Here is a 13604-nt window from a genome sequence, read left to right as displayed (position 1 = left end):
GGCGGCCCGGCCGTCCGGCCCGCGCCACAACCCGGACCACGGAGAGACACCATGCGGTTCATGATGATCGTGAAGGCCAGCCCGGACAGCGAGGCAGGAGCGCCGCCGAGCCGCGAGCTGATCCAGGCGATGACCCGGTACAACGAGGAGCTGGTGAACGCGGGCGTGCTGCTCGCGGGCGACGGGCTGCTCCCGTCCTCGAAGGGCGCCCGGGTGAGGTTCTCGAAGGGCAAGGTCGAGGTGGTGGACGGGCCGTTCGCCGAGGCGAAGGAGCTGGTGGCCGGCTTCTGGATGATCCAGGTGAAGTCGAAGGAGGAGGCCGTCGCCTGGGCCCGGCGCTGCCCGAACCCGATGGGAGAGGGCGCCGAGGGCGAGCTGGAGCTGCGGCAGGTGGCCGAGGCCGCGGACTTCCCGCCGGAGGTGCTCTCGTCGGAGGACGCCGCCAAGGAGGCGGAGATCTTCGAGCGCGCCAAGCGCAACGCGGCGAGCCGGTGACGGGACCGGCGGCGCGGAGGCGCGCCGGGTGACCGCCCGCGCGGACGCGCACCGCGCGGTGCACGCGGTGTTCCGCATCGAGGCGCCCCGGCTCATCGCCGGGCTGGCGCGGATGGTGCGCGACGTGGGGCTGGCGGAGGAGCTGGCGCAGGACGCGCTGGTCGCGGCGCTGGAGCGGTGGCCGGAGTCGGGCGTACCGGAGAGCCCGGGCGCCTGGCTCATGGCCACCGCGAAGCGCCGCGCGGTGGACGAGCTGCGCCGGAGGCGCATGGTGGACCGCAAGCACGAGGCGCTCGGCCCGGACCCGGAGGCGCTCGGCCCCACGGCCCCGCCGGCGCCCGACGCGGCGGTGGACGAGCCGGTGCGCGACGATCTCCTGCGGCTCCTGTTCATCGCCTGCCACCCGGTGCTCTCGCGCGAGGCGCGCACCGCGCTCACGCTGCGCCTGCTGGGCGGCCTCACCACCGAGGAGATCGCCCGCGCGTTCCTCCTGCCCGAGCCCACGGTGGCGCAGCGGATCGTGCGGGCGAAGCGCACGCTCGCGGAGGCGCGGGTGCCGTTCGAGGTGCCGCGCGGTGCGGACCTCCAGGCGCGCCTGGAGTCGGTGCTCGAGGTCGTCTACCTCGTGTTCAACGAGGGCTACACCGCCACCGCCGGCGACGACTGGATGCGCCCGGCGCTGTGCGAGGACGCGCTCCGGCTCGGCCGCATGCTGCAGGCGCTCGTGCCCGACGCGGCGGAGGTCCACGGGCTGGCCGCGCTCATGGAGCTGCAGGCCTCGCGGGCGGCGGCGCGGGTCGGGCCGTCGGGCGAGCCGGTGCTGCTGCTGGACCAGGACCGGAGCCGGTGGGATCGCCTGCTCATCCAGCGCGGGCTGGCGGCGCTGGAGCGCGCCGAGGGGCTGGGCGGCGGGCTCGGCCCGTACGCGCTGCAGGCGGCCATCGCGGCGTGCCACGCCCGCGCCCGCACCGCCGCCCTGACCGACTGGCCGCGCATCGCCGCGCTCTACGACGCGCTGGCCGAGCTGACGCCGTCGCCGGTCATCGAGCTGAACCGGGCGGTGGCCGTGGCGATGGCGTTCGGCCCGGCGGCGGGGCTCGAGCTGGTGGACGCGATCGCCGACGAGCCGTCGCTGCGCCGGTACCACCTCCTGCCGAGCGTCCGCGGCGAGCTGCTCTCCCGCCTCGGTCGCCTCGAGGAGGCCCGCGCCGAGCTGGAGCGCGCCGCCGGCATGACCCGCAACGCCCGCGAGCGCGCGCTCCTCCTCGAGCGGGCGGCGGCCTGTGGGCGCGCCGCGAAGGGCGCGTGATTCGAAGCCGGGGGTCGTGAGGGCGTGGAGGCGGGGGGCGCTGAAGGCCGCTCACCGTGAGCTTGTCGACGTGAGCGTGTCGACGGGTGGCGTTCTGGAGTCCGCTCGCCCTGAGCCTGTCGAAGGGCGGGCGGGGATGCTCGCCGGACCGCGTGACTCGAAGCCGGGTGGCAGTGGGTGCGGGTCCTCGTGTGCGCTCCCGCCCTCGCCCGCTCCCGCGACGTGGAGAAGGAATGCTCGGCGCGGGACTTCGGTCGTAGGACGCGCGCGGATCGCGTCCGATACACCAGGGCGCGCTCGCGAACTCGGCCGCGCTGCGCCGAGACCGGCCGGTCTGGGTCGCTGCTGCGGCGCACGCTGGCTGCCTGCGCCGGGCAGACTCGTCCCTGCGCTGCTCGACGTGCCTACGGGCACGCCTGCGCTGCTCGGTCCTCGTGTGCCCGGCTCGGCGACGCCATCGTGTGCCTCGCGACGCGACCAGACCAGCCGGGCTCGGCTATCGCTGACGCGACGCGCGGCCTCGGACACGCTCGCCGCGCACGCCGGCTGGATACGCGCGCGAGAGGGGGATCGTCGCGGGCTGCGCCTGCGCTGACAGTCGCGGTCGCGGGCGAGGGCGTCCGCGCTGCGGACCGGGAGCGTCCTGGCGGCTTCGAGGCGCGAGCGGCTGGCCCGCTCGGTGCCTCGGCTTCCACGATCCCACGGCCCCGCGTAGGCGGCCCTGCCCGGACGCTACCGGGGCGGCGGCGCCTTGCGCTGCGCGCCGGGGGCCTTCCCGCCCGGACCGGCGCCGTGGAGGAAGAAGTACGGGCGGACGTCGAGCAGCCGCCACGCGCCGTCGGTCCGGCGCGCCAGCACCACGGCGTGGGCGACCCAGGGCCGCGGCGCGCCGGGCGGCGGGTGGCCGCCGGAGAGCGTCTGCCGCACGTCGAGGAGCGCGAGGTCGCCGAGGAGCCGGACGCGCTCGACCGCAAGCTCGTTGTGGACGCCCTTCAGCACGCGCTCGAAGTCGCTGCGGAACTGCGCGGTGATCTGCTCGCGCCCGACCGCGTGCTGGCCCATGGGGTTGATGAACGTGCCCTCCTCGTCGAACAGCGCGCCCACGCGGCTCGCGTCCTGCGCGCCGAACGCGGCCTCGAACTCGCGGACGGTCTTCTCGAGATCCGGTGGGAGCGACGCGTCCTCGGCGAACGCGGGCAGCGCGGGAACGGCGAGCAGCAAGGACAGCAGGCCAGCAGCGCGGGACACCCTCATGACGATCCTCCGGCGCCGCCCGCCGGGACGGCGTGCGGCCGCGCGGTGATACGCGGGCCGGCGGGCGACCGCCGGAGCGGATCGGGGCGCGCCGGAAGGCGAACTCCGGCGCCCCCCCCCGGACGGGGGTCGGCCCACCCGGTTGACATACCCCCTCCCCCTATTTATGTTCCGGGCGTCGAAGGATAGGGGGCGGGGGTATGATGCCGCCCCGGGAGCGAATCGTGGATCTTCTGGAAATCCTGGTGGTCGCTGGCGGCGTCGCCGCCATCGCGTGGGTGAACTGGTACTTCTTCCTGGCCGAGAAGCGGAAGGGCGCCTCCGAGGCGAAGGTCGGGGCGGCCGGCGTGCAGCAGGCGGTGATCCGGGTGGAGGGCGGCTACTCGCCCTCGCGCGTCCGGCTCCGGGCCGGGCAGCCCGCGCGCCTGGTGTTCGACCGGCGCGAGGAGTCGAGCTGCTCGGAGGAGGTGGTGATCCCCGAGTTCGGCGTCCGCCGCTTCCTGCCCGCGCACGAGCGGACGACGGTGGACCTGCCCGCCGCGAAGGCCGGCACGTACGAGTTCACCTGCGGCATGAGCATGCTGCGCGGCAGCCTGGTGGTGGAGGACGCGCGATGAGCACCTCCGCCGACTCCACCGTCCGCGGGCGCGAGCCCGCCACCTCCCCCGGCGTCGCGGTCGAGGCGAGCCCCGCCGATCGCCGCGCGCGCGTCACCATCAACGTCTCGGGCATGACCTGCGCCGCGTGCCAGGCCCGCGTGCAGAAGGCGCTCTCCGGCGCGCCGGGCGTGCTCGACGCCAGCGTCAACCTCATGACCGCCGAGGCGGCCATCTCCTACGACCCGGCGGTGGCCGCGCCCGAGGCGCTCATCGAGCGGGTGCGCTCCACCGGCTACGGCGCCGCGCTGTCCGAGCCCGGCGCCGACGCGCTCGAGCAGCAGGACGCCGCCCGCGCGAAGGAGTTCCGCGAGCTGCGCGCCCGCGCCCTGGTGGCGCTCGCCGCCGGCGCGGTGGCGATGGTCGCGTCCATGCCGCTCATGGCGGCGCACGCGCACCACGGCCTCGGCGCGCCCACCGATCCGTTCATGCGCTGGAGCATGCGGGTGCTCGACCCGGTGCTGGAGCGCGCGCTCCCCTGGCTCTACGCGATCCCGGAGCAGGTGCTCTCGTACGGGCTGCTCGCGCTCACCACCGCGGTGATGGCGTGGGCCGGCCGGCACTTCTACACCCGCGCCTGGGCGGCGTTCCGCCACCACTCCGCCGACATGAACACGCTCGTCGCGGTCGGCACCGGCGCGGCGTACCTGCTCTCGCTGGCCGCCACCGTCGCGCCGGGCTTCTTCACGTCGCGCGGCGTCCCGCCGGACGTGTACTACGAGGCGGTCGTCCTCATCATCGCGCTCATCCTGGTGGGCAACACCATGGAGGCGCGCGCAAAGCGGCAGACCTCGGTCGCGCTCCGGAAGCTCATGCAGCTCCAGCCCCGCGCCGCGCGCGTGGTGCGCGGCGGCGCCGAGGTGGACGTGCCGGTGGAGGACGTGCGCGAGGGCGACGTGGTGGTGGTGCGCCCCGGCGAGCGGCTGCCGGTGGACGGGGAGCTCGTCTCCGGCACGAGCGCGGTGGACGAGTCGATGCTCACCGGCGAGCCGCTGCCGGTCGAGAAGCGCGCCGGCGACCGCGTCATCGGCGCGACCGTGAACGGGACCGGCTCCTTCCGCTACCGCGCCACCGGCGTGGGCGCGGACACGGTGCTCGCGCACGTGGTGAAGCTCATGCGCGAGGCGCAGGGCTCGCGCGCGCCCATCCAGAAGCTGGCCGACCGCATCAGCGGCATCTTCGTGCCGGTGGTGCTCTCCATCTCCATCGCCACGTTCGTGGTCTGGTTCGTGGCCGCCGACGCCGCGCCCGCGGTGCGGGCGCTGGTGGCCGCGGTGGCGGTGCTGGTCATCGCCTGCCCGTGCGCCATGGGCCTCGCGGTCCCGACCGCGGTGATGGTCGCGACCGGCAAGGGCGCCGAGCTGGGCGTCCTGCTGAAGGGCGGCGAGGCGCTGGAGCGGGCGCACGCGGTGGACACGGTGGTGCTCGACAAGACCGGCACGCTCACGCTGGGCAAGCCGGCGGTGACGGAGGTGCGGCTCGCGCCTGGCGCGCCGGTGGACGAGGACGCGCTGGTGGGCCTCGTGGCGGCGGTGGAGCGCGCCAGCGAGCACCCGCTCGCGGCGGCCATCGCGGCGCACGCGACGGCCCGGGGCACCGCCGTGCCGCAGGTGGACGCGTTCGAGTCCGTCACCGGGCGCGGGGCCCGGGGCCTCGTCGGCGGGCGGCGCGTGGTGGTGGGCAACGCGGCGCTGCTCGAGGCGGAGGGCGTCTCGACCGCGCCGCTGGAGGCCGAGGCGGGCGAGCTCGCCGCGAAGGCCCGCACCGCCGTGTTCGCGGCGGTGGACGGGCGGCTGGCCGGGCTGCTCGCGGTCGCGGACGAGCTGCGGCCGACCTCGCGGGACGCGGTGGCGCGGCTGCGCCGCATGGGCCTCGAGGTGGTCATGCTCACCGGCGACGTGCGCCGCAGCGCCGAGGCCGTGGCCCGGGCCGCGGGCGTGGAGCGGGTGGTGGCGGGCGTGCTGCCGGAGGGCAAGGTGGCCGAGGTGGAGCGGCTGCAGGCGGAGGGCAGGGTGGTGGCCATGGTGGGCGACGGGATCAACGACGCGCCGGCGCTGGCCCGGGCCGAGATCGGCATCGCCATGGGCAGCGGCACCGACGTGGCGCTGGAGGCCGCCGACGTGACGCTGATGCGGCCGGACCTGCGCGCGGTGGCGGACGCGATCGCGCTCTCGCGGCGCACCATGCGGACCATGCGTCAGAACCTGTTCTGGGCGTTCGCGTACAACGTGGTCGGGATCCCGGTGGCCGCGGGCGTGCTGTTCCCGGCGTTCGGGCTGATGCTCTCGCCGGTGCTGGCGAGCGCGGCGATGGCGTTCAGCAGCGTGAGCGTGGTGACGAACAGCCTGCGGCTGAGGCGGTTCCGCGGGGCCTGAGGAGGGCGCGATGGCGACGAAGGAGAGCAAGGGGACCGCGGCGCTCGCCGCCTGCGCGTGCGCCACCGGCGAGCACGTCGGGCCGGGCGGGCGGGCGGTGGCGGTGGACGCGGCCGGCAGGGAGGCGAACCTGAAGCGCCTGCGCCGCATCGAGGGCCAGGTGCGCGGGCTGCAGCGGATGGTGGAGGAGGGGCGCTACTGCGCCGACGTCCTCACGCAGATCGCCTCGGTGCACGAGGCGCTGCGGTCGGTCGGTCGCGAGCTGATGCGCAACCACCTGAAGCACTGCGCCACGACCGCCATCCAGGCCGGCGGCCCCGAGGCCGACGCGATGTACGACGAGCTGCTCGACCTCATGTACCGGCAGGTCCGCTGACGCGTCAGCGCGGCGCGACGCTCGAGAGGCGCCAGCATCATGGTGGTATCAGTCCGTAACACGTACCGGATGCGTCGCACCGAACCGGCAGCGGCTGGCACCAGCATGCGGCATAGGCGCAACCCGCTGAATCGTATTCGGCCAGCAGCGCGTCCAATCCGGAGACGTTGCGGGAGTTCACCGAGTGGTAGCAGGGTGCAAGGCACAATGCCTCGGGGTGAACGACGCCGTCGGCGTCCTGAAGCGCCATCACGGAGGGTCGCCCGACGGTGCACGGGTCTGGTCCCGACGGATCGCACGCGAGCGCGGCCGGCAACGCGGCCTCATACGCTGCCGTGATCGCAAGACAGCGATGATGGAGCGAGTCACCCGAACTGCCGCAAGCCAACGATACAATTACACATCCGGCAATCATCGATGCTCGAGGCATGGAACCCCCGCGGACGACGCGGCTCATGCGAAATTGGATGTCCGCTGCGCTCGCGTCATCGAAGACAGAGAATGGACATGACGCGTGGCAGAGTCATTCACATGAGATCGGAACGCACCGATGGTCTACGCACTCCATTCCTGAGTACCACCAGCCTTCCTTATCAAAGCACTTGGAGCCGGTGCCTGAACATCCACACCAGAAAGATCCGCCGCAGCCGTCTGGCATGGCTCCGCAGGTGATCCCGTTGCAGGTTGGTGAGGCCGGGGTGCACCAGTTTAGCGTGACGCTGGAACTCGCCGGGTTGTTTGTCACGGAATAATTGCATTCGGGCGCAAGCGCGGACGCCACCGCGGTTGTCCAAACAGGGACGACGGTACCGCCCCCGACGGCATTGAAGCTGAGGTTCCCAAAGGTCACGCCTCGGCCTGCCGGGAACTTGCGACAGTCGTCCAGGTGGTACACCTCCAGCGCGCCCGCAACGAGCCAGTCCATGGCATATCCGTAGGAGGAGGTGTTCAGGGTCGTGCTCGCTCCGTTGGCGATGGTGGTTTGCACCTGTGCGCTCGTGCATACCCCGGTCTGCATATTGCAGTTGCTGCCCCACACGTATCCGGCGAGTGCAGTCCCAGGGGTTACCGGCAGCAGCGCGCTATGCAGGCTGTTACCGTTCCGGCAACAATTCCAACTGGCAATCGTCCTAGCGGTGATCGCTCGCAGCGTTCCAGCCAAGGACCGGCTGAAGTATGAAATCCATTGAGGTGGTGGCCTGGGCCCCCGGGAAGAGATACACGACCTGCGAACCGGAAACTGGAGGAGCGTCTGGGACGGTCCAGGTGGCGGAGAGCCAGCCGACAGGCCCGGCGGTGGTGCTGTATGCGTACTCCACCCAAGCCCACTCTATGGTAGGCGGGAATAGGAGCGAACGGCCGGAGTCATTGGGTCCTTGGCTGTTTGCGTGACGCTCGTTTCCAAATTGATCGTAGGCTGGATGTTTACATGCGTCGAGGACGCGCCGCGCGGAGCCGTCCCTTCGTCGGATCTCATCATCGGCGGCTTCTTCATCATCGGCTATCTCGATTACGCAGTCGGGGTGAAAATAGCCGAAGGGAGTTACCAGGAAGTCTGGCGGGACGGTCGTGGGTCGACTAGGGCCGGCTCGAAGCGCTGAGTCAGCCGCGTTCGAAAAACTGTCATCCGCCGCGCTCTCGCTGACGGTGGCGAGCAAGCCGGTCATGATGGTTAAGACGACCCGAACGACCTACCGGTGATGGCGGTGCGGCATGCGTCCTCCAGGACCTTGCTCGAGACTCGCGGCAGTTTCCGCAGGGGCTTCGCCGTGGCGATATGTTTCGCGCCGATGCAGAAGACGAGGCGAGGATACGGAACTGCACGCACAGTATCAATCACTGACGGTGCGCCACTTGGTCGCAGGCGCGGCCACGGCCCGTCAAGGGGTGTACGTCGCGTCATCTGGTTTGACTGGCTACGCGGCGTTCTTCTTCGGTGGGGCGAGCGCCTTGGGTTCGTCGGTCTCCTCCTTGCGGTCGTCGATGGTCATTTCGACGCCCTTCAGCCCACGCGCTCGCAGCCCGCGCAGGAACGCCAGCCGGCGCCGTCCTCGGCGGTCACGATGTCGAGACTGAGGATTTCGCGGCGGCCGTCGCTGTTCACGCCGACGCCGAGGAGACACGCGACGTTCACAGTACGCCCCTCCTCGCGGCACTTCATCTGGAGGGCATCGAGTCAGACGTACTTGTACGGCCCGGACAACGGGCGGTGCCGGAAGCTCTCCACGACGCCGTCGAGCTCCTTCGAAAGCTGCGACACTTGGCTCTTCGACAGCTGCTCGACGCCGAATGTCTGCAAGGTCCTCGACCTTCCGCGTCGAGACGCCGAGCAGGTACGCCTCCGCGACGAACGCTGTGGAGATCGAACGCGCGGCGCTGAAGCCGCTGCCGGTGCGGGCCCTTCGAGTACGCCCAAGCGGGGGGCCAGCCGAAGGTCGAGCTCTTCTGCCACGTCGCGCACGACGACCACTTCTACAGCGCCCACCTCTCGTACACCGGCGAGCGGCTCGACCTGCGGTTCACCGAAACGACCGTCGAGATCTTCCACCGGGGCACGCGGCTCGAAAGCTACGCCCGCAGCTACGCGAAGGGGAAGTACACCACGCGCAAGGCGCACAGGCCGCGCGCCCACCTGCGCTGGAGGCCGCCGACGTGACGCTGATGCGGGCGGACCTGCGCGCGGTGGCCGACGCGGTCGCGCTCTCGCGGCGCACCATGCGGACCATGCGCCAGAACCTGTTCTGGGCGTTCGCGTACAACGTGGTCGGGATCCCGGTGGCCGCGGGCGTGCTGTTCCCGGCGTTCGGGCTGATGCTCTCGCCGGTGCTGGCGAGCGCGGCGATGGCGTTCAGCAGCGTGAGCGTGGTGACGAACAGCCTGCGCCTGCGGCGGTTCCGCGGGGCCTGAGGAGCACGCGATGGCGACGAAGGAGAGCAAGGGGACCGCGGCGCTCGCCGCCTGCGCGTGCGCCACCGGCGAGCACGTCGGGCCGGGCGGGCGGGCGGTGGCGGTGGACGCGGCCGGCAAGGAGGCGAACCTGAAGCGCCTGCGCCGCATCGAGGGCCAGGTGCGCGGGCTGCAGCGGATGGTGGAGGAGGGGCGCTACTGCGCCGACGTCCTCACCCAGATCGCCTCGGTGCACGAGGCGCTGCGGGCGGTGGGGCGCGAGCTGATGCGCAACCACCTGAAGCACTGCGCCACGAACGCCATCCAGGCCGGTGGGCCCGAGGCCGACGCGATGTACGACGAGCTGCTGGATCTCATGTACCGGCAGGTCCGCTGACGCCGCCTGCCTGCCCGGGCCGCGGATCTTCGTGCCCGGGGCCCCCGGGGTCGGCAAGATCGGGGGCGTTGGTGTACGGTCCGCGCCGGGTGCGCGCCCGCGGCCCCGGCGACGACGTGAGAGGAACGAGCGAATGTCCGCAACCCTGAGGCTGCCCACGGTCCTGGCAGCGGCCGCCGGCGGCACCACCGTCCACGAGGTGCGCGGCGCCACCGTGGGCGAGGTCGTCGCCGAGGTGGCCGGCCGCTTCCCCGCGCTCGGCACCCGGCTGCGCGACGCGCGGGGCGAGCCGTATCCGTACGTGATGTTCTACCTCGACGAGGAGGACATCCGGTTCCAGCAGGGCTTCGCCACGCCGGTGCCGGACGGCGCCGAGATCGTGGTCGTCCCCGCGATCGCGGGAGGGTAGCCCATGTCCATCGGCCGCCCCGCCTCCGAGCTCCCCGAGCTCTCGAACGAGGAGATCCTCCGCTACAGCCGCCACCTCATCATCCCGGAGGTCGGGGTGGAGGGGCAGCGGCGCCTGAAGGCCGCGCGCGTGCTCCTGGTGGGCGCGGGCGGGCTCGGCTCGCCCAACGCGCTGTACCTGGCCGCCGCCGGCGTGGGCACGCTCGGCATCGTCGAGGCCGACGTGGTGGACGTCACCAACCTCCAGCGGCAGGTGCTCCACGGCACGAAGGACGTCGGCCGCAAGAAGCTCGAGTCGGCGCGCGAGCGCATCCGCGACGTGAACCCGCACGTGAAGGTGATCGCGCACGACGCCTGGCTCACGTCCGAGAACGCGCTCGAGATCCTCTCCGGCTACGACCTGGTGGTGGACGGGACCGACAACTTCGCCACCCGGTACCTGGTGAACGACGCCTGCGTGCTGCTCGGCAAGCCCAACGTCTACGGGTCGATCTTTCGCTTCGAGGGGCAGTCCACCGTGTTCTGCACCGCCGACGGTCCCTGCTACCGCTGCCTGTACCCCGAGCCGCCGCCGCCGGGGATGGTGCCCTCCTGCGCCGAGGGCGGCGTGCTCGGGATCCTGCCGGGCCTGGTGGGCCTGGTGCAGGCGACCGAGGCGGTGAAGCTCATCACCGGGGTGGGGGAGCCGCTGGTGGGCCGCCTGCTGCTGGTGGACGCGCTCGGGATGCAGTTCCGCACCGTGAAGCTCCGGAAGGATCCGCGCTGCCCGGCCTGCGGCACGCGCGAGATCCAGGCGCTCATCGACTACCAGCAGTTCTGCGGGATCCGCGGCGACGAGACGGAGCAGGCGGCGGACGGCGTCCCGAGCATCACCGCCGGCGAGCTGGACGCGCGCCGCCGGCGCGGGGAGGACTTCGACCTGATCGACGTGCGCGAGCCGCACGAGTGGGAGATCGGCCGCATCGAGGGCGCGCGCCTGGCGCCGCTCTCCACCTTCGCCGAGGCGCTCCGCACCTTCGACAGCGCGCGCGACCTCGTCCTCTACTGCAAGAGCGGCGCGCGCAGCGCGAGGGCGGTCCGCCAGCTCCAGGAGGCCGGCTTCCGGCGCGTGTGGAACCTCGAGGGCGGGATCCTCCGCTGGTCGGAGGAGATCGATCCCTCCGTCCCGCGCTACTAGGCCGGACCGCCCGGTGAGCGTCCCGATCGAATACGGCGCGGCGCTGCTCGCGCGCATCGCGGCGCTGTGCGAGGCGGACCCGGGGCGCGAGGTGTGCGGGTTCGTGGTGCGGCGCCGCGGCGTGCTGGAGGTCGAGCCCATCCCCAACGCGGCCGACCGCTACCACGCCGTCGATCCGCTCGGCTTCCCGCGGTCGAGCCGCGACAGCTACCTCATGGACCCGCACGCGCACCTCCGGCTCCTCCAGGCGCTCGACGCCGAGGGCGGCGAGGTGCTGGCGGTGTGGCACTCGCACGTCGACGTGGGCGCGACCTTCTCCGCGAAGGACCGCGCCGACGCGCTCGCCGACGGCGTGCCGGTGGTGCCCGGCGCGGAGTACCTGGTGTTCGGCGTCCGGGCCGGGAAGGTCACCGAGGCGAGGCGCTTCCGCTTCCAGGGCGGCGACTTCGTCGAGTCCGCGCTCGCCTGAGCGGAGCCCCGCCGCGCGCTTGATGGCGCGCAAGCGCGCCCGCCGGCGCGGCGACACCGGCGCTCACTCGCGCTGGTGGAATTCCGACAGCCCGGTTCGACCCCTCCGAGATCACGCGGCTTTCCGCGCGGCAGCCCGCTTGCACAGGCCGCGGGCGTGCAGAATCGTCGCCCCCACGCCGCCCTCGCCGCGATCGCCGCGATCGCCTGCCTGGCCGCCCCCCACGCCACCCCGGCCGCCGAGGCGTCCGCGGCCACGCCGCTGGCGGTGCAGGGCCGGACGGGATTGAAGCCGCCCGCGCCCGCCTCCCGGAGCGCCCGCGGCGTCGCGGCGGCCGGGGTGGCGCCCGCGCGCGAAGGGCTCGCGGCCGGCCTTCCCGACCTGCGCATCCCGCCGCGGGAGGACGGGCCCGGCGTGGGCACGCTGCCCGAGGACTCCTGGCACGACCCGCTCCCGCGCCGCGGCTCGGCCTCGCGCTGGACGGTACCCGCGGTCGAGTCGCTCTCGGTCAACCTGGCGATGATGGGCTGGAACCGCTGGGTGGGCGCCGCCCCGTGGGCCGACATCTCCGGCGACTCGATCGGCCGCAACCTGCGCAGCCGGTGGGTGCTCGACGACGACCAGTTCTGGGTGAACCAGTTCGGCCACCCGTACCAGGGGACCTGGGCCTTCTCGGCGGCGCGCTCGGCCGGCCAGGGCTTCTGGGTCTCGTCCGCCTACGCGTTCGCGGCCAGCGGCCTGTGGGAGATCGCCGGCGAGACCGAGCGGCCCTCGCGCAACGACCAGGTCACCACCACGGTGGCCGGCATGGTGCTGGGCGAGATCCTGGGGCGCTTCTCCGACGCGCTGCGCGCGGAGGGCGGGACCTGGAACGGCGTGGCCGCGTCGGTGCTCTCGCCCATGGGCGCGGTGAACCGGCGCCTGCTCGGGCCCACGCGCCCGGAGCGCGCCACCTCCTCGCGCTGGGCGCTCGCCATGGGCGGCGCGACCGGTGACGCGACCGGCGACCGCGGCACCTGGGGCGGCGGGGTGGGGCTCGACTTCGCCTGGGGCCTGCCGGGCGATCCCGACCTGGAGCTGGAGCAGCCGTTCGACCACTTCGTGCTGGAGGCGCGCTACGGCTTCGCGCGCGACCCGGACGCCACGGTGCGGGCGCGCGGCCTGCTCGCGGGCCGCTCCTTCGAGGCGGCCCCGGCGCGCGGGCTGTACGGGCTGTTCCTGCTGTTCGACTTCGACACGCCGCAGCGCTTCCACGTCTCCACCAGCGCGCTCGGCGCCGGCGCGAGCGCGCGCGCCGACCTGGGCGGCGGCCTCGCGCTGGAGGGCGACCTCGTCGGCGCGGCCGTGATCCTCGGCGCGGCCGGCACGGTGGACCGCGGCGACGACGGCAAGGGCCGCGACTACCGGATCGGTCCCGGCGCGCAGGCGCTGGCGGGCCTCGACCTCGTGGCCGGCACGCGCGCCCGCCTGGGCGCGGTCGCGCGCCAGTACCTGATCTTCGGCGAGGGCGAGGTGGCCGGCGACGAGCGCATCGCCGAGCTGGGCGCGCGCGGGTCGGTGCGCGTCCTCGGCGCCCACGCGGTGGCGGTGGACGTGAGCCGCCACCTCCGCCACGCCAGCGCCGACGCGAGCGGCCCGGTGCGCGAGGCCGGCTGGGCGTTCCAGGTCTCCTGGGTGATCCAGGGCGGCGTCGCCCCGCGCGCCGCGGACTGGGCCGTCGAGCTGTAGCGGTCCCCCGGCGCGGGCTCAGGGACCGTGAAGTAATCCGTCCGCGCTGAGGGAAGCGGCGCGGGCAGGCGCCC

General features: G+C 73.3%; 12 protein-coding genes and 3 pseudogenes. 13 read left to right on the top strand and 2 right to left on the bottom strand.

Annotation, left to right across the window (positions count from 1 at the left end):
- Nucleotides 1-51: 51 nt before the first annotated feature.
- Together A2CP1_RS18420 and A2CP1_RS18415 are read left to right on the top strand one after the other, a co-directional pair.
- Nucleotides 52-495 carry a YciI family protein gene (locus tag A2CP1_RS18420; RefSeq protein WP_015934757.1) on the top strand — a complete coding sequence of 148 codons (444 nt, stop codon included), beginning with the start codon at nucleotides 52-54 and terminating at the stop codon, nucleotides 493-495.
- A gap of 28 nt (nucleotides 496-523) precedes the next feature.
- Complete coding sequence (locus tag A2CP1_RS18415; RefSeq protein ID WP_015934756.1) at nucleotides 524-1804, top strand: RNA polymerase sigma factor; 1281 nt, start codon at nucleotides 524-526, stop codon at nucleotides 1802-1804.
- 732 nt (nucleotides 1805-2536) lie between these two features.
- Here the strand turns inward: A2CP1_RS18415 and A2CP1_RS18410 are convergent.
- A complete protein-coding gene (locus A2CP1_RS18410; protein WP_015934755.1) occupies nucleotides 2537-3058 on the bottom strand; it encodes a YybH family protein in 522 nt (173 codons plus the stop codon).
- Nucleotides 3059-3282: 224 nt separating this feature from the next.
- Here A2CP1_RS18410 and A2CP1_RS18405 point away from each other — a divergent pair, with 224 nt between their 5' ends.
- The 4 genes from A2CP1_RS18405 (at nucleotide 3283) to A2CP1_RS18390 (ending at nucleotide 8066) form a co-directional block, all read left to right on the top strand.
- Complete coding sequence (locus tag A2CP1_RS18405) at nucleotides 3283-3675, top strand: cupredoxin domain-containing protein (RefSeq protein ID WP_012527567.1); 393 nt, start codon at nucleotides 3283-3285, stop codon at nucleotides 3673-3675.
- Entirely contained in the window at nucleotides 3672-6089 is a 2418-nt protein-coding gene (locus A2CP1_RS18400; RefSeq protein WP_015934753.1) for a heavy metal translocating P-type ATPase, read from the top strand. Before A2CP1_RS18405 ends, A2CP1_RS18400 begins: the two co-directional genes overlap by 4 nt.
- Nucleotides 6090-6099: 10 nt before the next feature.
- Nucleotides 6100-6465 (top strand): metal-sensitive transcriptional regulator, encoded by a 366-nt coding sequence (locus A2CP1_RS18395; RefSeq protein WP_015934752.1) that lies wholly within the window; start codon nucleotides 6100-6102, stop codon nucleotides 6463-6465.
- 1388 nt (nucleotides 6466-7853) lie between these two features.
- Entirely contained in the window at nucleotides 7854-8066 is a 213-nt protein-coding gene (locus A2CP1_RS18390) for a hypothetical protein (protein ID WP_150106362.1), read from the top strand.
- Nucleotides 8067-8441: 375 nt separating this feature from the next.
- Here A2CP1_RS18390 and A2CP1_RS23835 read toward each other — a convergent pair.
- Nucleotides 8442-8822 (bottom strand): annotated as a pseudogene (locus A2CP1_RS23835) (transposase); the annotation flags it as partial.
- 56 nt (nucleotides 8823-8878) lie between these two features.
- On the opposite strand from A2CP1_RS23835, the pseudogene A2CP1_RS24095 reads away from it, so the two are divergent.
- The 7 genes and pseudogenes from A2CP1_RS24095 to A2CP1_RS18355 form a co-directional block, all read left to right on the top strand.
- A pseudogene (locus tag A2CP1_RS24095) lies at nucleotides 8879-9121 on the top strand (Mu transposase domain-containing protein); the annotation flags it as partial.
- Nucleotides 9097-9372: pseudogene (locus tag A2CP1_RS18380) on the top strand (heavy metal translocating P-type ATPase); the annotation flags it as partial. The pseudogenes A2CP1_RS24095 and A2CP1_RS18380, both read left to right, overlap by 25 nt.
- 10 nt (nucleotides 9373-9382) lie before the next feature.
- Nucleotides 9383-9748: a metal-sensitive transcriptional regulator gene (locus A2CP1_RS18375; protein ID WP_015934751.1), complete on the top strand. Its 366-nt coding sequence runs from the start codon at nucleotides 9383-9385 to the stop codon at nucleotides 9746-9748.
- Nucleotides 9749-9881: 133 nt separating this feature from the next.
- Complete coding sequence (locus A2CP1_RS18370) at nucleotides 9882-10157, top strand: MoaD/ThiS family protein (protein ID WP_015934750.1); 276 nt, start codon at nucleotides 9882-9884, stop codon at nucleotides 10155-10157.
- 3 nt (nucleotides 10158-10160) lie between these two features.
- The gene (gene moeB / locus A2CP1_RS18365) at nucleotides 10161-11333 is read left to right on the top strand and encodes a molybdopterin-synthase adenylyltransferase MoeB (protein ID WP_015934749.1); all 1173 of its coding nucleotides are present in this window, start codon (nucleotides 10161-10163) and stop codon (nucleotides 11331-11333) included.
- A 13-nt stretch (nucleotides 11334-11346) separates the two neighbouring features.
- Entirely contained in the window at nucleotides 11347-11802 is a 456-nt protein-coding gene (locus tag A2CP1_RS18360; protein ID WP_015934748.1) for a M67 family metallopeptidase, read from the top strand.
- Between the two features lie 156 nt (nucleotides 11803-11958).
- On the top strand, nucleotides 11959-13530 hold the full coding sequence (locus A2CP1_RS18355) for a DUF3943 domain-containing protein (protein ID WP_015934747.1): 1572 nt from the start codon (nucleotides 11959-11961) through the stop codon (nucleotides 13528-13530).
- Nucleotides 13531-13604: the final 74 nt, after the last annotated feature.

The sequence above is a fragment of the Anaeromyxobacter dehalogenans 2CP-1 genome (assembly GCF_000022145.1).
GTDB lineage: Bacteria > Myxococcota > Myxococcia > Myxococcales > Anaeromyxobacteraceae > Anaeromyxobacter > Anaeromyxobacter dehalogenans.
This window is presented reverse-complemented; position numbering and strand designations above follow the sequence as displayed.

Bases quoted from the DNA above. Each gene is read 5' to 3' on its own strand.
- A2CP1_RS18370 (WP_015934750.1), top strand. From the start codon at position 9,882: ATGTCCGCAACCCTGAGGCTGCCCACGGTCCTGGCAGCGGCCGCCGGC.
- A2CP1_RS18420 (WP_015934757.1), top strand. From the start codon at position 52: ATGCGGTTCATGATGATCGTGAAGGCCAGCCCGGACAGCGAGGCAGGA.
- A2CP1_RS18375 (WP_015934751.1), top strand. From the start codon at position 9,383: ATGGCGACGAAGGAGAGCAAGGGGACCGCGGCGCTCGCCGCCTGCGCG.
- A2CP1_RS18395 (WP_015934752.1), top strand. From the start codon at position 6,100: ATGGCGACGAAGGAGAGCAAGGGGACCGCGGCGCTCGCCGCCTGCGCG.
- A2CP1_RS18410 (WP_015934755.1), bottom strand. From the start codon at position 3,058: ATGAGGGTGTCCCGCGCTGCTGGCCTGCTGTCCTTGCTGCTCGCCGTT.
- A2CP1_RS18400 (WP_015934753.1), top strand. From the start codon at position 3,672: ATGAGCACCTCCGCCGACTCCACCGTCCGCGGGCGCGAGCCCGCCACC.
- moeB (WP_015934749.1), top strand. From the start codon at position 10,161: ATGTCCATCGGCCGCCCCGCCTCCGAGCTCCCCGAGCTCTCGAACGAG.